Below are 21,137 nucleotides of genomic sequence, written 5' to 3'. Positions count from 1 at the left end.
GTCCAGTTTTTCGTCCAGAAACTCCACTTGTAGGGAGAATAGGCAGGCAATGATAAGGTAAGTAGGTTGGATGAGGCCATCTTTTGTCCTTTGTCATGGAATTTCTATGAATCAGGCTGTGGAATCGACTCAGTTTGGCATTGTGCTGGTGACGGCTCCTTCACAGGAACAGGCGGATACGATCGCGCAGACTCTCGTACGAACCAAACTAGCGGCCTGTGTTACGGTGTTGCCCGTGCGATCGGTTTATACCTGGCAGGGTGAAATTCACCAGGATGAGGAATGGCAACTGCTGATCAAATCAGATTTAGCAAAGTTTGCCGAACTGGAAGCAAAAATCCGCGCCATCCATCCTTACCAAATGCCGGAGATCATTGCGGTTCCCATCTTGAAAGGGTCAACTCCTTATCTCCAATGGATTGCTGAAAGTGTAAGTTAGGTAGGATGCATTGGCACAAAATGTGAGGAAGGCCATCAATTCAAAATCTAAAATTTCTCCCCTAGCTACGAGCCAATGACAAAGGACAAATGACCAATGACGAATGACCTGCTTCCTTCCTTACAGACTGATACTCGTGATCACGTCGCCATTCGGTTTGCACCGTTGTCGTTGGAAGAGGTGTATGCGCTGGCAGACGATGAGGCGAATGGAGCGATCGTCGTCATGAGTGGCATGGTGCGAAATAACACGAATGGAAAAGCGGTGATTGCTCTGGAGTATCAAGCTTACGAGCCGATGGCACTCAAAATCTTCCGGCAGATCGCCTATGAGATTCGCCAGACCTGGAGCCAAGTGACGCATGTGGTAATCCATCACCGGGTGGGTAAATTGCAGATCGGGGAAATCAGTGTGCTGGTGGCTGTAGGATGTCCTCACCGAGGAGAAGCCTTTGCCGCGTGTCAGTATGCGATCGATACCCTTAAGCACAGTGCCCCCATCTGGAAAAAAGAGCACTGGGCTGATGGTTCCACCAGTTGGGTCAGCATTGGTGCATGTGAACCTGCAGGGGCAACTTGCTAAGGACTGGAGCGATCGCCTCAATCAACCCCCAAAAATTAGTGTGTCCTCCCTATGGCAAGATAAAAGATTGGGGTGGTGAACTGGTTCCATCGAACGAGTTGTCAGGAAACGGGCTGCACTCCTCAACCTTTTACCTATGGCGGGCGGTAGATATGCTGATACAACGTTTGAGCTTCCTGAAGCATTGGCTAAAAACAGGACTTTCCTTCCTGTTGATGGTGACGCTGTCCATTGGCTTGTGTGCCGCCAAGGATGCGCAGATTAGCCGTCTCCCTGCTGGGAATGCGATTACCGATGGTAAAGCGTTATTGCGATATGCCTTACCGATCGACAACCCCACTGTCCGGGATTTGCAAGCCACCCTGGAAGATATTTCTACCCAACTGCGGGCACAACGGCGCTGGAGCGCGATCGCCAGTGATATCAGTAAGGCCAGCCGAATTTTGACGGATAAGCAAGATGCCTTGCTGGCAACAGTTCCAGAGACCAAAAAGTCAGAGGCGGAAGCTTTACTAGAACAACTCAAACAGGCGATTCCAGACCTGCAGGCCGCCAATGAGGCTAAAGATCGGCAACAGGTGATCGATGCCCGGAGCAGGGCACTGGATCTGGTGGGGCAATTGGAAGAAATGATGGTGGACAAGTTCCCCTACGAAGTTCCAGCCACCTACAGCGATCTGCCACAACTGAAAGGACGGGCGACAGTCGAATTCACTACGAATAAGGGTAAGATTACAGCGATTGTTGATGGCTACAGTGCTCCCGTTACGGCTGGCAACTTTATTGATCTGGTACAGCGCGGCTTCTACAATGGTCTGCCCTTCACCCGTGCCGAAGAATCTTATGTTTTGCAGGTCGGCGATCCTCCTGGCCCGGAAGTTGGCTTTGTTGATCCTAAAACCAAGCAGTACCGGGCGATTCCTTTGGAAATTTTGGTGAAAGGAGACCCAGCACCCACCTATGGCATCACCCTGGAAGATGCGGGACGATTCCGAGAACAACCCGTTCTGCCTTTCTCCGCCTATGGGGCAATGGCGCTGGCTCGTCCTGGGGATGATCCTAATGGTGGCTCCTCTCAGTTCTTTTTCTTCTTGTTTGAACCAGAATTGACTCCCGCTGGGGCTAACTTACTGGATGGCCGCTACTCCATCTTTGGCTATGTCACTGAGGGTAAAGAGGTTCTGGATCAACTGAAAGCTGGGGACAAAATCGAATCTGCCAAAGTTGTGCAAGGATTGGAGAATTTACAACAGCCGAAGACTTAAAAATAAGTAGAAGGAAATAAGTAGAAGGAATGATGGGAAGGAGTAACTGATGTTCACATTCTCTTGTCATTCGCCAGAAACCTGTAGCAGCACTGTCCGTTTGCGTGGCCTGTCTAATTCAAACAATAGGACAGACTGATCAGTGCCCAGGGCCAATCGACCATCAATGATGGGAATCACTTCACTGGTACTGAGGGTGATCGCCATCAGGTGAGCATGAGCATTTTCTGGTTCGTCTGGGGGAATGTTGGGGCGCAGATGTAAGTCGTTGTGCCAGTAGCGATGCCGCTGTTCATCGATCTCCAACTCACCCGCCGGAGCCAGCTTCTGCAAATATATCTGAATGTCTTTGGCTAGACGGGGTTCATCTTCATTGATGGCTAACGCAGTAGTGGTGTGTCTGGAAAAGACAAGCACCTGTCCCTGAGCGATCGCTGTCGAATCAATAAAGGCTTGAATTTGAGGAGTCAGGTTATAAAGCTGAATTCCAGGTTCAGTTACAACTTCCAGGATAGTATGGGCGATCGGCATAGCTGGGGATTGGGAATCGGGGATTAGGGATTAGAAATTCGGGATTGGAGAAGATAGGTAGTGAAGATGGGTAGTAAAGAGCGAACAATGGGTAGTGTTCAGTGACAAACCATTGCCTTTTACACTATTCAGTCCACCATTTACTTCTGCTTGATCCAAAATCTATTCTAAGGGAGGGGAGCAGGGCATGAGAGACTGATGAAATCCGTTAAGTAGGTTGCGCAGTTGGTTGAGGGATGGTTATGGCTGAGGCATCTGCGGGGTATATTCTGGCGCTGGATTTGGGGACAACGGGTAATCGGGCGTTTTTGTTTGGGGCAGATGGGCGGGTGGTGAGTTCTGCATATAAGGAATTGACGCACTACTACCCGCAACCGGGATGGTTGGAACATGACCCGCTGCAAATCTGGCAGGATACCTGCTGGGTGATGCAAACCGCGATCGCTCAAGCTCAGATCCAACCAGAACAAATTCGCGCCATTGGCTTAACCGTTCAACGGGAAACCTGCCTGCTGTGGGATAAGACAACTGGAAAACCATTGCACAATGCGATCGTCTGGCAGGATCGACGCACGGCTCCATTGTGCAATCAACTTAGAGATCAGGGCTATGAGTCGGGGATTTACGATCGCACTGGATTAGTCATTGATGCCTATTTTCTGCAACAAAGTTCAGTTGGTTATTGGATCATCTGCAGGGCATTGATTTAGCCAATGTGCTAGCCGGAACGATCGATACGTGGGTACTCTGGAATTTAACCGGTAGACGAGTTCACGCCACCGATCATAGTAATGCCAGTCGCACGATGTTACTGAATCTGGCAACGGGGGAATGGGATGCCACATTGCTGCAACTGTTTCAAATTCCCCGACATCTTTTACCGGCAGTCAAACCCAGCCTGGGAAACTTTGGCCCAACGGATCAAACCCTGTTAGGAGTAGAAATTCCAATTACAGCAATCCTGGGCGATCAGCAAGCAGCGTTGTTTGGTCACGGCTGCGATCGTCCTGGCTTGATGAAATGCACCTATGGTACAGGCTGTTTTCTGGTGGCTCATACCGGAACGGAAATTGTGCGATCGCCCCACCAACTTATCTCCACTGTAGCCTGGAGTCAGGCAGGTCAGGATCACATCGGCTATGCCCTGGAAGGGAGTATGTTCACCACGGGAGCCTGTGTGCAGTGGTTGCGGGATGGCTTACAGATTATTTCTACCGCGGCTGAAACAGAAACGTTAGCCAATCAGGTCGCAGATAATGGCGGCGTTTACTTTGTACCTGCCCTGAGTGGCCTGGGTGCCCCCCACTGGGATATGAGTGCTCGCAGGGCATTTTTTGGCATTACCGGAGGGGTGCAACGGCAGCATCTGGTGAGGGCGGTGCTGGAGGCGATCGCGTTTCAGGTGAAAGAAGTGGTGCAAGCAGTCGCGGCCTGTACTCCAGAGGGAGCCAAACAACTGAAAGTGGATGGGGGAGCCTGTGATAATGACTTCCTGATGCAATTGCAGGCCGATGTGCTGGGAATTCCCATTGAACGTCCCGTAATGCGTGATGTGACGGCTCAGGGAGCAGGATTTGCGGCTGGATTAACAGTTGGCTTCTGGGATAGTTATGCCGCGATCGTCAATCGTCGCCCCATCGATCGCATCTTTGAACCGGGAACGAAATGCGATCGCGTCTTAGAAGACTTCGCCATCTGGCAAAAGGCGGTTGCACGGGCAAAAGGCTGGATTGATTGAGAAGTCATCGGTAGGGGCAGGTTTGGCAATTAATTCTGCTGCTGCAACGTTCATTTAACGGCGAAACCCGCTCCTACAGACATCTATCAAGATCACAATTCAACTTGGTATGACCAATGACACTCCTGCGTTTCTCAGCCAATTGATCAGTAACCAGATCATTTCCCAAATACTTGCTTGATCTGTCCGAGCAACGTTGACTAATTCATTGAGAACTGGAACCTGATCAAACCATTTTGATGAAATATCACTGCGGGAACTTCGCTGGGTGCCTAGGCAGATAAGAGAGATCAACCAGATAATGGCCGGATTTTGAATGCAGAACATATTCAGCGCACTATCTGGAGACATCAGGCTACCTTCAGGATGACCAGGAGGTCTTTGCATCATTGCTTCTAGAAACTGAATCAATAGTAACAAAGTATCTGGCGGTTAAAACCGCGACTACACTCACCCAGTCTGCCAACGCAGATTCAATACAATCAAGGTTTTCAGTAACCTGCATTGGCAGGTTTTCTCCATATAGCCGCGACTTCAGTCGCCAGGGTGACTTAACTATATGTGGTTCTCCCGAAAACAGGGGGAAGGCAACCAATCCCACACTAAGATAGAGAGCGAGTTGATTGATTCTTTAGATCAAGAGGGTATCATAGCTACGTCGAGTCGTCTAAGTCCCCATTCAGATGCAGTCACCTAAACCAATCCCAGCTAGAGAACTGGGGTTTCCCTATCAAAGAAACTCCGGTGCTGAACCTGGGCAAGGTTTAAGATCCTACTCTTAGCCAATTTTCCATTCTCCGTCGATCTGCGGAGTTTTCATTGCCTGTTGCGTCTGTTCTAACTCGTAACTTCCCTGTTGATACCTGGCCCGTTAAGTTGATATCACAAAGAGGAACCTGGCAGTATCCCCTTCCCCCTAATCCCAATCCTCTTTATCTAATCTACCGTTCACTCCAAAAAAACAGCCATGTCAGACCGCAAAGCAAAATCCGTTCAACGTCTTTCGAGAGCCGTATGGAAGCTGTATCGCCGCCTGAGTAAGGGACTTGTCACCTGGCTGTTGCGATCGGCGCTCTTGATCAACCGCCAACGACGAGCTGCGGCTGGATTTGTATTGCCGACCACGGTGTTTTTGATTTTGGTAGTGGCACTAACAGCAGGAGCGCTGAGTTATCGGGCCTACAATAGCAGCATTCGGACGATCGGCAATATTCAAAGTCGGGTCATTTACAATGCGGCTACTCCAGCGATTGATCGTGCCCGTTCCAAAATTGAAGCACTTTTTAGTGATCCACGTTATCCTGGTGGGGTGCCATCTGAGGGCTTTTTGACTGCCATGATGGTCAATGACGGAAGACCCATTAAGGGGGATAAACCTGAAACAACTCAGCCTGGAATTACGGGGGTAACAGTACCTGACGATCGATATACCTTACAGGGTGAAACACGGATTGATGTCAATGGTGATGGTTTAAAAGACAATGCCTGGGTTTATCACGATTCAGAAACTAAATCCAGTGTGGTGTATTCCATTAGCTTTTCGATTCCTCCAGATGATCCAAATCCAGATGGAAAAAGCCAGGGTAGGTTGTTTGGTTGGCAAAAACTGCTCCAGATGTCGGATAAAGATAAAGTGGCTGGAACGGGTGACCCTGCTGCAGGGCCGTTTGTTCGCACAGGGCCATTGAGCAATAGTGAAGCGGTGACGTGCCGGGTTTCTAGTGGCAGTACGGTAGAGAAGGGATGGTATGAGGATGCTACAGATACCTCGAAATTGCGGAAGCGATTTCAGATTAATGCTTTTGTGGTTAAGGATGATGCGATCGGGCCCGGTCGTCCTCCCAATATTACAACGTTGGAATTAGCTCAAGACCGTTTGCTAGATCGGGGTAATAAATGGGGAGCGTGGTTCCGCAATGATTTGGAAATTTTCCCTGGTCTGCCCTTCAACTGGAACGGGGCGATGCACACGGAAGGTAGCCTGATTATTGGCCCCAACAATGGAAACCAAAACTTTAATGCTTATTTGATTAGTTCTCCCAACTCCTGTTTATTTCTGCCGGAAACTAACTCAGAAATTTCCGTCAGGCAAGTTGTCACGAAAGATGCTAATGGAACTGAGCAGACGACTTTTACAGGTGTGATTGGTTCGGGAGAGATCCGGTCCAATGCCTATGGTGGTAGTTCCTCAGTGCATGTTTATCAAGGGAGGGGATACAATGCCGAAAAAACTCTCAACCCAGGCAGCCATTTAGTTCAGGGTTCCAAACGGCCCTACTCTGTATCCCTAGATCCCGTGGAAATTGTCACCCGGGATGGGTATAAAGCAAGGGAAGGGCAACCTTCAAACAGTGATGGGCTGCTGGCTCAAACGGCAATAGATACTAATTTCTTTGTCACTCGGAAGCGCTTTAAAATAGACAAGGTGGAAGTTCGTCCTTATGTGGATGACACTTACCGAGCAGATAACCGCTACGGGCCAAAGCCTAACTATGGCAAGGTAGCTGATGTTCCTGCAGGCAAGATTGGTGAAATCATTAATGCAGCCGATTTTTCGGGTAGCTCTGAAGTACTAGATTCCCTGACAAGGGAGATCCCAGTGGGCGATCCTTCAAATGTGGGGTTAGATGGCTACTGGGAACGCCGATCGATGGTCGAAGGGTTGCGGATCCTGGTTGGGCAACGCTTAGAGCTAGGAAATCCCGCTGGTTGGGTCACGCCTCAAAACAGGCCGGATGATACTCCCCAAGCGCCCGATTCTCAACCGGCTGTGCCGCCAGATAACGATTTTGCAGATCTGCGAAAATTGAATAATGCAGGTAATCTGACTGCGGCTACTGGAACAGATGCTGACCCCGATGTTAGTGATAATGAGGGAGATCCGCTCTACCCGCCCCATCGGTTTGCAGATTCTACCCGTGCCCATGAGGAGCGGCAACGCCGGACTTTACGCGATAACCTGGCGGCTGTGCAAGCCACTGCCGTTTACTACCACAAAGCAGATGACAAAGCAAGTCCTGCCACCTTGCCCACAGCCTGTTTGGCGACTACCGCTCACCCTGGTTCTCCCCTGAGCCTGCAACGGTCTGTTGATTTCCGGTTCAACCAGTACCTCAGTACAACAGGTAAACCTGAACCCTGGATCGATTTCTTCTATGGCAAGGGTACGAATGGATGGGAGTTTTCTTTCCCTGCGGACAATGAAGATGACTTTAAGAAAGCGATCGCTGCAGACCAACCTTTAGGGAAAGCATTGCGAAATCTTGCCCATTTTACTGGTGATCCGGAAGGAGCCTACCCACCTCAGCAAGGAGAGAAGATTCGTCCCGAACCAACTTTGACGATGTGGGGCAATTTCTCTAACCTTCGGCGTGCTTTAGACACTCTTGATAAATCTAATAACTACGACGATCTTAGCCCTGCAGATCAGTCTTACCTGCATACCGCGGCCTGCACAGTAGGAATGCTGGCCTATAACCTGGAGCAGGTGCAAAAATTTGATCCCACCGCACCTTACCTGGATAGTGCAATGACCACGCTCGGTCAGGCTCTTTATAAGATGATGGATGGCAATAACGAAGAGGGCCAAGTCCCGGATGTATTGCCCAAAGAGCAGTTGTCCACTTACAAAGATGAAAACGGCAATTACACCGGGGTTTATAACCCTGCCAATTACAATCCTCGAGACTACGACCGAGTCACCCCAGCCATGTTTCTGGCTGCGCTCAAAAACTGGCTTAGGGATCCTCAAATAGGTCAAGGTCTTGAAGAACCAGAAAATGATCCTAGATATCAGTTGGCGCTGCTGATTCATGAGCATTTTCAGATTCGCCGCGATCGTACCTATGGTTTCCGTCCCTCTCCAGCCGCAAACACCTGGAACTACAACCCTTACCTTGTAGGCTTTAGATATGTAGATCAAGCTACGAGTACGGCTGTTACCAAGCCAACTCTTTGGTCCTCTGCTTGTGACCCCAATCTCTTTCCTGTTAAGGGAAAACAGTCTGGAAAACCGGGTGCAACTGGATATAGTCTTGCCAATAGTCAAATTCCTCGGCAACGCCTTGCCCTATCTCGTTTATGTGGTACCGTGATTCCTCCAGGAGCCGTCCATGATTTCCCTGGGGATAACAACTATCCCGCACGAGGCGGTGCGTTAGAGACTCGATTGGATGCTAATTCCAGTGTGGAGGATGAGTTCAATAAGTTGAGTCCTACAATTAGCTCAACCCGAAACACCGTTTTCACTGATCCTAATAATCCTCTGAATCAAGCACCGTATACTGGTTCTAATTTTAAGCGGGCATTAGTTGCTCCTGAATTTCCTTCGCTGTATTACCTCTTCCCAGAGTTTGATCATGATCAGGATGGGGATGTTCGGGCTTTAAAAATCGACCATCGCCAGCCTGGAAATCGCTCAGACTTATTAGAAGGTAAGTCATTAAAAGATCTACCTGCCGCGTTCCAACCCTGGCCGGAACCTTACGTCGAAACTGCTAATCCCATTAATTCGGGATTCTTATATCGAGCTGTTAGTACCGCCGATACGCCTTACGCAGACGGCCTCTTTACGAATGGTGAATATGACGAAGCCGTTAGTTACACACAAGATTCAAGAGTATTACCTGAAGGAATTGATTTCTTCGAGTACAAACCTTTTCAGCCTTTCCCTGAGAAAGATAAGGCAGTCAGTGATGTAGTTATTAAACCTCGTGCAATTGACTTAAGCGATTGGAAACTGCCAACAGCCAGTACTCCTGCAGCTAACAGTCCCAACCAGATCCGTACTCAAGATGACACAGTTGCAGCCGTTGCTTTTCAGGATAAAGTCCTGTTCAACGGACGAGAGTGGCAGCCTGCACGGGTGCTAGACATCGACCTGGATATGCTGCGAAGCACTACAGTGGGCGGAACTGACCCTTGGTTACCGGTTAGTGGGATTGTCTATGCTTTCCGCGAAGATGCGGTGCGGGAAGATGCGATCGCGCGTCCGGCGGGTGGCACCCAGACCGATGCGAGGGAGCCTGGTGCTGAAACCGACCCAACGTTTGCTAAAGGCAGCCCTACCACAAAACCTGTAGACTTCGTACCTGATCCCGATCGACGAGTTCATGGCTTCCGCCTACGCAACGGGGAAAAGCTCAAACGAACTGCAGGTAATATTCCCGCAGGCGAAAATTATCGTGGCGTGTCCTTCTTCTCCGATAACCCCGTCTACATTATGGGTGACTTCAACAAGCACCAGGCTTCGGACGGTGCTCCTTTAGAAGAGTTCACCCAGCAAATTGCTGGACAAGCTTACACCCCGGCTAATTTCTACGATAACCGCACCATGCGAGATACTAAATTTGCCAAAGCAGCTACTGACGAATGGCGGCCCTCTGAAGTGATGGCTGATGCCATCACCATCCTGTCTAAAAACTTCTGTGATGGCAGTATCATCGACACCTTTATGACGGCTAACGTTGCCAATACCTACCCCGGTCCTGGAATCAGCAGTACTACTTTCACAGGCAGTAACAATGTCTATCAAGCCTCGGGTGGTAGTGGTGCTGGTGTTTATAACAACTCGGATAGAGCTTTGTATGCACCAGGGTGTAGCGATGGTACTGTAACCTCCTTTATGAATCAGAATCGCCCTGCTGGCTTCCCACAGGCTAGTAGTCCTGAGGGGTGGGATTGGAAGCATGAAATTCCCAATGATCCCCTGTCTCCAGTCAAAATTTCTCGCAATGGTAATCCCCTAGTCACGGTTTCTGCTTCCGGCTCAAAGCCTCCCGTTCCAGTGGAATATAGTGCTTCCAATAGTGGCCTACCCAAAGCATTCAATGCCGAGGCCAATGGTAGTTATTACAACATCTCTGGTACAACTCCCAGCACAACCAATACGGCACGCTCTCTTCCTCGGGTTCCTGCCGATTCAGCCACCACTGTAAATACCATTTTGATTAGCGGTATTGTCCCATCTCGCTTGCAACAGTCCTACGGGGGCTTACATAACTTCCCCCGCTTCCTGGAACGGTGGAATATCGGCAGTGACAATACTAAGCTGAACTTCTCCGGCTCCTTCCTGCAACTGAACTTCAGCAACTACGCCACTGCCCCCTATGATCAGGATTCTTGGGAACCAGGACAGGGCCCTGGACCGGCGGAAGTTGTTGATTACAATAGCCCTCCTGTTCGTCGTTGGGGATATGACGTAGCGCTGCAAATGGTGCCTGCTAGTCCCGCTGCTAAACGGTTCGTCAGCCTTAACTCAACTCGTAACGAGTTTTACACTGAGCCAGCCGCCAATGATGTGTACATGCAGAATCTGTGTAGAGCGCTGAAAGCCAATCCACCCTCTGGTAGCTCTCCCAATCTGAGTCAACTGAACTGCCCAACCTAAATTCCCTGACTTCCAACCCCCCCTGAAATAAGGGGGGTAGGGGGATCCAAACCCAATCCATCTCCCATTGAGGAACCGTTAATGTCTGCCCGTCCCAATGTTGCCAAATCCTTTTCTATTCAGGTGCTGCTAGCTCTGGCAAACCGCACTTCCAGACATTCTCCTAGCGATTCTTCCGAACAGGGACTGTCCTTAATCGAGTGCTTAGTTGCCATCATCATCATTGCGATTACGGTTGCGGCCATTACACCGCCTATCTTCCTGGCTACTGCTAGCCGCATCCAATCGCGCAGGGCAGAGCAAGCCAATCAGATTGCACAGGCAGAAGTAGATCGCATCCGTAGCATTGTTGAACGAGGTGGTTACACAACGGCTGTTCTACCCGCTAGCACCGGTCAAACAGATAATATTCAAGGGTTTGCGCCTGCCTCCGGGGTTGATAATAGTTTGATTCTTTCCTCTGCTAGTTGTTCTGGAAAAAGCCTCTATCCTGCAACCTTAGCTAGTTCTGCCAATACTTTGATTCCAGTTGATATCAACGGAGACTGTACAGCAGAATTCGCCATGCAGGTGTTTCGTACTAAAGGATGTATACCTTCCGGTGAAGATGACTCCAGACCCTACTCATTCTATTTGGGGGTACGAGTTTATGCTTACAATCCTGGCAGACCTTTACCCGGAACCCTGAGCGCAGAGCGGGCAACCCTCAGTATGACCACTGGACGGAGAGATCAGGGCAAAGGTTTAATCAGGCCCTTGCAAACTCTGTATACAAAGGTTGCTCGAAACGTTAACCAAAGGTCGTATCAATGCGTTGCAAAATAGTATTCCTTAGTGTTCCTTGAGTCTGATACCTGATCCGCACTCAACCTGGCAGTATGATCTATGGCTAAAACTTCTCTCACCAAAATAGTCAGACGTTTCCGGCTCTCTTTCAGGCACAACAACAGCGGTGGCTTTACGCTGACTGAGCTATTGGTATCTATGATTATCGGGGCTTTTCTGGTAGTCCTGTTACTGTCTTTGGTTGTGGAACTCACCCAGACAAACCAACAAGATGCAGCCCGCAGTCAGGTACAGCAAGATATGCAAGCTGCGATGGATTACATCACTCAGGATTTGCGTGAGGCTGTATTTGTTTATAACGGAGATTGTTTGCAGGGTAATGGAACTCCTACTCAAAACACTGGCAGTACAGTATGTCCGGGTATCGTAAACCATATTCCGGCGGCTATGTCCCAAAATGGAAGAACTCCTGTCTTAGCCTTTTGGCGAACTGAACCTCTACCTAAAGCAATTAAAGACTTATGCGGAGCTCAAGTCACCTCTTTAACCGATACAGACAATAATAATCAACCATCTAATGCTTTAGCACAAGCAGGAGTGCCTTGTATATCTGGAAATAGTTATTCCTTAGTGGTCTATGCCCTTGACGCCTCAGATAGCAATTTGTGGCAGGGCAAGGCTCGCATTGTGCGCTACAAGTTAAGCCAATTTAAGGATAATGCGACCAGTCAGAATGATCAGAATAGAGGATACATTAATCCGCTCAATAGTCCCGATTCTACATTCCAACAATGGCCCTATGGCCTTAGGAGGTCAGATAAAACCTTTGATAATTTGCAGCTAGTGGATGCTCAGGTTCCAGGTCGTCCAGACAATTCAGCGTTTGTGCTAGTGGACTTTGTGGACGATGAGGGAGCAGTAGATAAGAACGCTTGCGCGGAATTTGCTGCTACTCCTCAACCACCTGAAACGAAAGAACAGACTATCGCCAATGCCTTAAGTCCAAAGAGTGGTGCTGTGCAAGGCTTCTTTGCTTGTGTCCGCAATGGAGGCGTAAATTCAGCGGCTAGCTCAGGGGCAAATCAGGATGTTTTGATCTCGATCGTTGGAAACGTGACGGGTCAGACGGGTTTTAAGAGAGAGTACGATAATAAAGGTCGCCTTACCCCGCTCCAAACCCGCGTTATGGTTCGAGGTGTGATCAATAAAGCCAATCCACAAAGTTAGACTTGGTTTGGGAGTCATGGTCATGAAGATGAAACGGTTGAAAACTCGGCTTAAACGCTCTATTGCAGGGTTTACGCTGCTGGAAGTACTTGTAGTGATCATCATTATTGCGATTCTATTTGCGATCGCCGCACCCAGTTGGAACATTGTGATGAACCGCCAGCGGGTAAACGTCGTCCGAGATCAGGCTACTCAACTGATCCGGCAGGCTCAGGCGGATGCTCGCCGCACCCACACGGCAAGAATCGTAGTCTTTGATAACTCCACTGGAGTTCCCAGAGCTGCCATCGTTCCCCAAACCTTAGATACAAATACTGGGCAAACTTCTGGCTTCATTGCTAATCCCACCACTACCATTAATAATTGGCAGACTTTAGGCAATGGAGATATTAAAGCTAATAGCCTGGATTTCTCGACGGTTCCTGTAGATGCCAATAACCCTCAAGGTGGTCAACTGGTTTTCAACAGTAATGGGTTTGTTGATCCACTTTCTGAAAGCGCCGCTTCAAAGGATTCCAGCAATCCGATCATTTTTACAGTCAACATCACCCAAGCGAAAACTTCTGTGAATACCCGCAAATGTGTGATTGTTACTACTCTGTTGGGTGCGGTTCGTCAGGCAGAGGGAAGCAGTTGCCCAACTTCTTAGAATTATAGCACAGCACTGGTGAGGTTTTGCCCTCTGAGCAGGGCGATTTGGTAACCACCAATAGAGAGCCTGAAGTGCACCCTCCCCGATTTCAACGTCACTCCAACAGTCTGGGTTTCCTCAAAATATTTGAATGCGCGAACATCCAGGCTGATAGAGGTGGGCCGAAACTTGTGAATTTGCTTCACCGCTTTGGCATTGATAATCACGCGCCGAATTGCTTGGCAGACGTGGTTGGCTTTCAAGCCAGTAGCCTGCTTGACTGGCTTGTAGACCTTGTGGTGCAGCTTGGTCGTGTTCCAGCAACGGTCACGCTTTGCTACCCCCAAAATCTGATTGCAAGCGTCAGCAAACCCCTGCAGAGTCTGGTCTATTTCAGACCACAACTCTACAGGGACTATCAGTTTGCATTTCACGCAGAGAGGCTGAGTCATAGCGCTACTATAACTCATCCAGATAGACAGCGACTAAAGTCGCACGAGTCGTTTTTCCTCCCAGCTCTGAAGAGCCGGGTTTCCAAACTTACCGAGAATGGAAGATGAAATTGACTTCTCTCTCTGATTTGTCTGCAGAATTTGTCTCGCATAATCCAGAAATTCAAAAAAAGGTGATGTTGCGTCCGGGCGACCTTCCCCATCTGACCAACTTCTCTCAGGCACGCTTAGCCCCTGGTCAAATTGCCTCTGCTCACCAGCATATTGATATGTACGAAGTCTTCTTCGTCATCTCCGGCACGGGGGTAATCACCATCGATCGCACTCCTTATGCCTTAACCCCTGGAGTCTGTGTTGCTGTTGAACCGGGGGAGCATCATGAAGTTAAAAACACTGGGAACGACGAACTAGTCTTAACCTATTTTGGGGTATTAGCTTAAGAATCAAGCCTTGCTGTTAAGAAGATTCTTGAGAAAGAGATTACCCCTGTACGGGCGCAGCATTCGGCTAAGGATTTTCGCCTGTTGCCAAAGGAGAACTACCGAATGCTACACCCCTACAATTTCCCAATATCAACTTTTTAGAAGTTGCCTAAATTCCAGAGCCATCCAGGAACTCTTCGATGACTCGATCGCGCAGGCGACAATTCCCTGCAACTGGAGCTTGGGTGGGAGTGTCGTTAAGCCAGCTATTCAGCAGGGCATGATTGGCAGGTGAGACTCCGGCGATCGCTGAAACAGGAACCGCCTCTTGGGATTTCTGCAATGATTGTACCTGTTGCTCTAAAGCTTCAATGCGATCAACCAGGGCACGAATCACCTGGGCCTCTGAATCAGGCAATCGGCCATGCTCCAGAGGCTCGACCCGTTCGCCAGAACGATAAACAATTCGGCCTGGAATCCCTACCACTGTGCAATCCGAAGGAACATCTCGCAGCACCACCGATCCGGCTCCGATGCGGACATTATTGCCAATTAGCAGGTTGCCGAGTACTTTAGCTCCGGCTCCCACGACCACATTTTCTCCTAATGTCGGATGTCGCTTGCCGCTTTCCTTCCCTGTACCTCCCAGAGTGACTCCCTGATAGATCAGAACGTAATCTCCGATAATTGCTGTTTCCCCAATGACCACTCCCATGCCGTGGTCAATAAAAACGCCTCGACCAATTTGGGCGCCAGGATGAATTTCAATCCCTGTCAGAAACCGGGCAATATGAGAAATTAGACGCGGGATAAACGGCAAACCCAGGACATACAGCCAGTGGGCAAAGCGATGGAACAAGATTGCCTGCAAACCAGGATAGCAAAATAGAACTTCCAACCAATTACGAGCGGCTGGGTCACGCTCAAAAATAATCCGAAAGTCTGCAATTAAAGTAGATATCACGGCAATCTGCACCTCGCTAGGAGCTATTTGGATCTATATTAGCGCCGCAAGGGCAAGCCGGATAGACATCAGATCCGGGAAACCAATGAAACCTGAAGCTGCGGCAATGAAGGAACGATTAAGTTTGAAAAGTTATTTGTCAGGTAATATCTCGCTCTGAGACATTCTCTTCCGATTTCCACAGTCAACAAAGCTCTACAAGGAAACTGAACCTTGTCCAAGTCCAGAACCGTAGTTTCTCTGATGGGAAAACGACCGTTCTCTAGCTGGACTTGGTTTAGAGTAGTTTTATTAGAGGATGCTTTAAAATCACCCTGGCGACTGAAGTCGCGGCTATACCGAGAAAACCTGCTGGCGCAGGTTACTGAAAACCCAGGTTGTATTGAGTCTGCGTCGGCAGACGTGGTGAGTGTAGTTGCGGTTTTAACCACCAGAGACTTTTCAAGCGCCCTCTTAGGAAAATTGAATAGAACTTTCAGGATCGTTCAATGGAACTAGGAATTTTATTTATTTCGGTGGTTATTTGCATTCTGATTACGCTTGTGCTTCTAGCTCCTATACATGCATTGGCGGCTCCCCATGTGCCGCTCTGGACGGGATTGGCGATCGCCTTGCCCCTGTTAGCTTGGTTACTGAAGGACTGAAGCCGCGAATCTGGAAGCTGGGTTAGGAACACTGGGAAGGAGTTACAGCAATTCTCACCCATGACGGCGCATTCTCTTAAGAACACGCGTTCTTCTATTCAACAATGGCAATCTACCGGGCACCCTACTGAAGCTGAAACGACCCTACATCATCTACTGCAAACCTTACAGGTCGGAGTCGTAATTCTCGGAGCAGATACCAAAATTTTGCAGTGTAACCCTGCGGCATTGGCAATTTTAGCCGTCCAAGAACGGGATCTTCTAGGAAAAACTCTGTGTGAACTGAACTGGCAAATTGTAGATGAAAATGGTTCTCCCTTAACGCATGGGAACAAATCGCTGGATAATGCCGCTTTAGCTCAACAACCCCTCCGCGATCGCATTTTGGGAGTTCATTCCATAGCCTGTGGAAACCTCACCTGGCTACGGGTGAATACTACGCCTCAACGGGCAGCAGACGGGACATTGCAATATCTGATTTGTAGCTTCTGCCAGATTACAGATCAAGATCATGCCAATGTCGCTCTGCAGCAGAGCGAGGCACGTTATCGCTCCGTTATCAACAACATTCGAGAAATTATCTTCCAGACGGATCACGAAGGTTTCTGGACGTTTCCCAACCCAGCCTGGACAACTGTGATGGGCTTTTCTGTGGAGGAAAGCCTGAATACCTGCTACCTCGACTATATCCATCCAAGCGATCACGATCAGGTCATCCAACTCTTTTGGCCTCTGATCACCCGTGAGCAGGAATACTGCCGCCATGAAATTCGCTGTCAGACCAAAACAGGAAACCTCTGCTGGCTAGAAGTGTATGCCTGCGCCGCTCTGGATCCAGAAGGAAATGTCACCGGAGTCTTGGGCGTGCTCAATGATATTACTGAGCAGAAACGAGTGGAAGCCGAGGAAAAAAAACGACGAGAACAACTAGCCCAACAAAATCTGGCCCTGGAACAGGCACGACGACAGGCGGAGCGGGCTTCTCAAATGAAGAGTACCTTTTTGGCCACCATGAGTCACGAAATCCGTACTCCGTTGAATGGCGTGCTAGGAATGGCCAGTCTGTTGATGGATACGGATCTCAATGCGGAGCAACGGGATTTCGTAGACACGATCCGGGCCAGTGGTGAAACGCTGCTGTCTCTGATTAATGAGATTCTGGATTTTTCTGAGCTAGAAGCTGGGGAAATGGAGTTGGAAATTCTTGACTTCGACCTGAATACATGTGTGGAAGAAGTTGCAGATTTGCTGGCTCCTTCGGCCCAAGCAAAAAAGCTAGAATTAGTAATCTTAGTAGATCACAAATTACCGCCCACTCTGAAAGGCGATGTCAGCCGATTGCGGCAGGTACTCACCAATCTGGTCAGTAATGCAATCAAGTTCACAACTACGGGAGATGTGGTGATTGAAGCAAGCCTTCAGGCAAAAACTGAGAGCACTGTCACGATCGCTTTTTCTGTACTGGATACAGGTATTGGGATCCCTCCAGAGGCTCAGCAGAAGCTATTCAAACCCTTTTCTCAATTGGATGCGTCTAACACCCGACGCTATGGGGGAACGGGATTAGGTTTGGCAATTTCCAGGCAACTGGTAGAGCTAATAGGAGGCGAAATTGGAGTCGAAAGTCAAGTGGGTGAAGGCTACCGCTTCTGGTTTACCCTCACGTTTGATCTACCTCGTGTGTCTCCCCCGCGGCAGGTGCTTCCCCGGTCACTCAATGGGTTGAAAGCCCTGGTGGTGCATGACAACGCTATGAGCCGCTACATGATTTGTTACCACCTTTCTTGTTTAGGTATGACAGTAGATGAAGCGGATGGGGCACTGGGGGCACTGGAAAAATTACGAGAGCGGGCGGCGATCGCCGATCCTTATCACCTCGTAATTTTAGAGAGGCAACTGCCAGAGATGGATGGGGAAGCACTCGGCCATCAAATCAAGTCGGATCCCTTGCTCCAAAACACTCACCTGATGATGATGGCAACTCTGGATCAGCATGAAGAGGCTCGTAGAGCGCTGGAATCTGGTTTCTCAGCTTATCTGGTCAAACCTGTTAAGCAATCTCGGTTACTCGATGGTGTGTTGAGCCTCTTAGATAAGACCATCAGTCCTCTGAAAACGGATTCCTTTGTCCGCTATCCTTTTCCTGGCTCTCAGCCTCCACAGAAACTCAACCAGCCACCGCTCAAACTCAAGATTTTGTTGGTTGAAGATAATGTGGTGAATCAAAAAGTCACGCTCAATCAGTTGAAAAGTTTGGGATACACAGCCGATGTGGCAGCCAATGGGCAGGAAGCATTACAGATGCTAAATCACATTCCCTATGATGTGGTGTTTATGGATTGCCAAATGCCTGTATTAGATGGCTACAGCACGACTCAGGCTATTCGTCGGCTAGAAGGCCACGATCGCCGGATTGTCATTATTGCTCTGACCGCGAATGCCCTGCGAGAAGATCGAGTACGCTGCATCCATGCTGGAATGGACGACTACCTGAGCAAACCCATTTTGAAAGACAAACTGGCCACCAAACTAAATTATTGGAGCCATGTTCTATCTGCCCAATCCACCTACCCTACCCAGATGCCCGAATCATCGGTTCCCTCTGAAGAGACGTTTTGCGAAATATCTTTGCCCCATTCTCCCTACTCTTCGCCAATCGACTGGGCTATTCTTCAGCAAATATGTGACGGCGATCAGGAGTTTGCTCTGGAGCTATTACGGGTGTTTGCGGAGGATACCCAGAGCCATCTGGCCATTCTTACAGAGGCAATCGCCGCCCAGGATTTTCAGGTAATTGAGCAACAGGCCCATCGCCTGAAAGGAGCCAGCGCCAATGTAGGAGTAACGTCAATGCGAGCGATCGCAGCTGAACTGGAACTACAGGCCCGCCGATCGATTCTGGAAAACCCAACTCAGCAATTACATGAACTGAATCAAATTCTCAAACAGATTCAGACCTGCTTGCAAGATTACAAGAATTCTTCAGAGACAGGAAAAATTTCGGTAGTGGAATAATATTTGATAATCAGCAAGCAGTTCCGGTCATCTTGCATCCGGGTATAACTTAACTTATCTGCAATCCGCTCCATTAGCCTGAGTCCTCTACCGCCCTCAGCTTCACTGTCAAATTCTTTGGGCATACTCGCAAGTCGCTGAACCAGATCAAATGGCCCACCCTGATCCCAGATGCGAATTTCGATGCGATCTTCAAGTACCTGAGCTTCTACATCGATCGCTAGATCGGCAGGCTGATTCTGGTGGGCATGACGAACCGCGTTAGTAAACCCTTCTGCCAGAGCTAACTGACATTGCATCCAGGTTTGGGATGGAATGGGAGGATGATTAAACTGATCGAACCACTCAAGAACTTGAGCGAGAGCATCAAGATCTGTATTAACTTGAAGAGAGGCTTTATAGTGTGGCTGCAATTTTAGACCCTGGAAATCTTTACCAGCTTACGTTAAATCTGTTCAAAAAATGTTCCATACAGCGGGCGAAAGGAGCCGTTTACTATCATAATCCTTGAAGAAAAGTAGTGTACATTAGCACGCTTAATCCGTTTCTTCCATCAATTGACGTTTTTCACTTTTCTTTTAATAAACTAAGTCCAGCTAGAGAACGGTCATTTGCCGATCAGAGAACCTCTGGTTCTGGACTTGGGCAGAGTTTAAATTTAGTATTTCAGATCCTGAATCTGATTGCCTCCTGTTCCACTTTAATTTCTTGTTGCAGTGGCTAATGGTAAAAATTCTCGTTGTAGAAGATGATCGCACAACTCAACTCGTATTGAGGCGGATGCTGGAGGAGCAAGGATATGAGGTTGCCACAGCAAATGACGGCATTGAAGGCATGGAGCAGGCCCGAACTTTCCGTCCGGCTTTGATTATTTGTGATTGGATCATGCCTCGCCTGGATGGCTTAGAAGTTTGTCGCCAGGTAAAAGCAGATCCCGATCTGTCAACCATTTATTTTATTCTGCTCACGGCTCGTGGGGCAGTTGAGGATCGAGTGCAGGGGTTAGATAGCGGAGCCGATGAGTTTCTGGCTAAGCCCGTTGAGTTAAGTGAACTGAGAGCGCGTGTGAGGGCAGGCTTGCGACTAAATCGGGTCTATCAAGCACTGCAAGACCAGAAAAGAATCCTGGAATCAGAACTAACGGAGGCGGCGGAGTACGTGCGATCGCTGTTGCCCCCCCCGCTAACAGGCAGTGTTCAGATTGATTCCCGGTTCATTCCCTCCCGGCAATTAGGGGGAGATTGTTTTGACTACTACTGGCTTGATCCAGACTATCTGGCTATTTATTTGCTAGATGTTTCGGGGCACGGTCTGGGAGCGGCTTTACCGTCCATTTCGGTCTTGAATCTGTTGCGATCGCAATCCATGGATGAGGTCAATTTCTATCAGCCTAACCATGTATTGCGGGCCTTAAATGAGACGTTTCAAATGAATGACCAAAATGATAAATATATTACGATCTGGTATGGAGTCTATAACCAGGCGAGACGGCAATTAATTTACTCCAGTGCGGGTCATCCTCCGGCTTTGCTGATCTCCAAGGCTCCTGAAAATGGAGTGGTTGAAGTTAAACAATTGAAAACGGTTAGTCTGCCGATCGGTATGATGCCTGACACCAAATTTGTGAATCAGCGATGTGATATTAGTGTTGGTAGTACTCTGTACGTCTTTAGCGATGGAGTGTATGAAATTATCAAACCCGACGGCGATATTTGGGGGCTAGAGGGACTGATGGATTTAGTGTGTAGCCAGCAAGAGAAGATTAGCGGACAGGGATTAAATTACATTTTGAATTACATCAAAACTCTAAGCCCCAATGAAGCCTTTGAAGATGATGTTTCTCTCCTGCGGATTGACTTTAGCTAATCCCATTCCCCTTTCTGGATTGCCCCTTCTGGAACTGAGAATTCAAGCTCGGCTTCCGTAGGCTGGTTTAAAGCATGAAACCTAGAAAGTTGGGTTTCGTATCTCAACCCAAGCTACACGGTTATGTGATACCCTCCCGACACCAATGCTACGCATACGGTGCGGGCTTCCCAAGATCGCTCTTGAG

At 48.8% G+C, this 21,137-nt stretch carries 16 protein-coding genes and 1 pseudogene; 13 read left to right on the top strand and 4 right to left on the bottom strand.

What is annotated here, in order from left to right:
• Positions 1–106 precede the first annotated feature (106 nt).
• From cutA to ACUVQO_RS10195, 3 genes are all read left to right on the top strand, one after another.
• Positions 107–439, top strand: coding sequence for a divalent-cation tolerance protein CutA (gene cutA, locus ACUVQO_RS10205; protein ID WP_445925773.1), 333 nt, complete (start codon positions 107–109; stop codon positions 437–439).
• Positions 440–535: 96 nt separating this feature from the next.
• Entirely contained in the window at positions 536–1,021 is a 486-nt protein-coding gene (locus tag ACUVQO_RS10200; RefSeq protein WP_445925772.1) for a molybdenum cofactor biosynthesis protein MoaE, read from the top strand.
• A complete protein-coding gene (locus ACUVQO_RS10195) occupies positions 1,015–2,286 on the top strand; it encodes a peptidylprolyl isomerase (RefSeq protein WP_445925771.1) in 1,272 nt (423 codons plus the stop codon). Before ACUVQO_RS10200 ends, ACUVQO_RS10195 begins: the two co-directional genes overlap by 7 nt.
• A 66-nt stretch (positions 2,287–2,352) precedes the next feature.
• Here the strand turns inward: ACUVQO_RS10195 and ACUVQO_RS10190 are convergent, their stop codons facing one another.
• Complete coding sequence (locus ACUVQO_RS10190) at positions 2,353–2,817, bottom strand: secondary thiamine-phosphate synthase enzyme YjbQ (RefSeq protein ID WP_445925770.1); 465 nt, start codon at positions 2,815–2,817, stop codon at positions 2,353–2,355.
• A gap of 236 nt (positions 2,818–3,053) precedes the next feature.
• On the opposite strand from ACUVQO_RS10190, the pseudogene ACUVQO_RS10185 reads away from it, so the two are divergent.
• The 6 genes and pseudogenes from ACUVQO_RS10185 to ACUVQO_RS10160 form a co-directional block, all read left to right on the top strand.
• Positions 3,054–3,748 (top strand): annotated as a pseudogene (locus ACUVQO_RS10185) (FGGY family carbohydrate kinase); the annotation flags it as partial.
• 84 nt (positions 3,749–3,832) lie between these two features.
• Entirely contained in the window at positions 3,833–4,555 is a 723-nt protein-coding gene (locus tag ACUVQO_RS10180; protein WP_445925791.1) for an FGGY family carbohydrate kinase, read from the top strand.
• 967 nt (positions 4,556–5,522) lie between these two features.
• The gene (gene hpsA, locus ACUVQO_RS10175) at positions 5,523–10,943 is read left to right on the top strand and encodes a hormogonium polysaccharide biosynthesis protein HpsA (RefSeq protein WP_445925769.1); all 5,421 of its coding nucleotides are present in this window, start codon (positions 5,523–5,525) and stop codon (positions 10,941–10,943) included.
• An 81-nt stretch (positions 10,944–11,024) separates the two neighbouring features.
• Entirely contained in the window at positions 11,025–11,768 is a 744-nt protein-coding gene (locus tag ACUVQO_RS10170) for a prepilin-type N-terminal cleavage/methylation domain-containing protein (RefSeq protein ID WP_445925768.1), read from the top strand.
• A gap of 60 nt (positions 11,769–11,828) precedes the next feature.
• On the top strand, positions 11,829–12,956 hold the full coding sequence (locus ACUVQO_RS10165) for a PilW family protein (protein WP_445925767.1): 1,128 nt from the start codon (positions 11,829–11,831) through the stop codon (positions 12,954–12,956).
• A gap of 28 nt (positions 12,957–12,984) precedes the next feature.
• On the top strand, positions 12,985–13,605 hold the full coding sequence (locus tag ACUVQO_RS10160; protein ID WP_445925766.1) for a prepilin-type N-terminal cleavage/methylation domain-containing protein: 621 nt from the start codon (positions 12,985–12,987) through the stop codon (positions 13,603–13,605).
• Positions 13,606–13,607: 2 nt separating this feature from the next.
• Here ACUVQO_RS10160 and ACUVQO_RS10155 read toward each other — a convergent pair whose 3' ends face one another.
• Positions 13,608–14,039 carry a hypothetical protein gene (locus ACUVQO_RS10155; protein WP_445925765.1) on the bottom strand — a complete coding sequence of 144 codons (432 nt, stop codon included), beginning with the start codon at positions 14,037–14,039 and terminating at the stop codon, positions 13,608–13,610.
• Positions 14,040–14,143: 104 nt separating this feature from the next.
• Between ACUVQO_RS10155 and ACUVQO_RS10150 the strand changes: the two genes are divergently transcribed.
• Complete coding sequence (locus tag ACUVQO_RS10150; protein ID WP_445925764.1) at positions 14,144–14,479, top strand: cupin domain-containing protein; 336 nt, start codon at positions 14,144–14,146, stop codon at positions 14,477–14,479.
• Positions 14,480–14,630: 151 nt separating this feature from the next.
• On the opposite strand, the gene cysE is transcribed toward ACUVQO_RS10150, so the two are convergent.
• On the bottom strand, positions 14,631–15,425 hold the full coding sequence (gene cysE / locus ACUVQO_RS10145) for a serine O-acetyltransferase (protein ID WP_445925763.1): 795 nt from the start codon (positions 15,423–15,425) through the stop codon (positions 14,631–14,633).
• Positions 15,426–15,913: 488 nt separating this feature from the next.
• Between cysE and ACUVQO_RS10140 the strand changes: the two genes are divergently transcribed.
• Both ACUVQO_RS10140 and ACUVQO_RS10135 read left to right on the top strand, forming a co-directional pair.
• Complete coding sequence (locus ACUVQO_RS10140; RefSeq protein WP_445925762.1) at positions 15,914–16,069, top strand: hypothetical protein; 156 nt, start codon at positions 15,914–15,916, stop codon at positions 16,067–16,069.
• 60 nt (positions 16,070–16,129) lie between these two features.
• On the top strand, positions 16,130–19,084 hold the full coding sequence (locus ACUVQO_RS10135) for a response regulator (RefSeq protein WP_445925761.1): 2,955 nt from the start codon (positions 16,130–16,132) through the stop codon (positions 19,082–19,084).
• Here the strand turns inward: ACUVQO_RS10135 and ACUVQO_RS10130 are convergent.
• Positions 19,039–19,497 (bottom strand): ATP-binding protein, encoded by a 459-nt coding sequence (locus tag ACUVQO_RS10130; protein ID WP_445925760.1) that lies wholly within the window; start codon positions 19,495–19,497, stop codon positions 19,039–19,041. The genes ACUVQO_RS10135 and ACUVQO_RS10130 overlap by 46 nt on opposite strands.
• A gap of 310 nt (positions 19,498–19,807) precedes the next feature.
• On the opposite strand from ACUVQO_RS10130, the gene ACUVQO_RS10125 reads away from it, so the two are divergent.
• Positions 19,808–20,950, top strand: a complete 1,143-nt coding sequence (locus ACUVQO_RS10125; RefSeq protein WP_445925759.1) for a PP2C family protein-serine/threonine phosphatase — start codon at positions 19,808–19,810, stop codon at positions 20,948–20,950.
• Positions 20,951–21,137: the final 187 nt, after the last annotated feature.

Source organism: Leptodesmis sp. (assembly GCF_052746595.1).
Note: the sequence above shows the minus strand (reverse complement) of the source record. Positions and strands in the feature narration are given on the sequence as shown.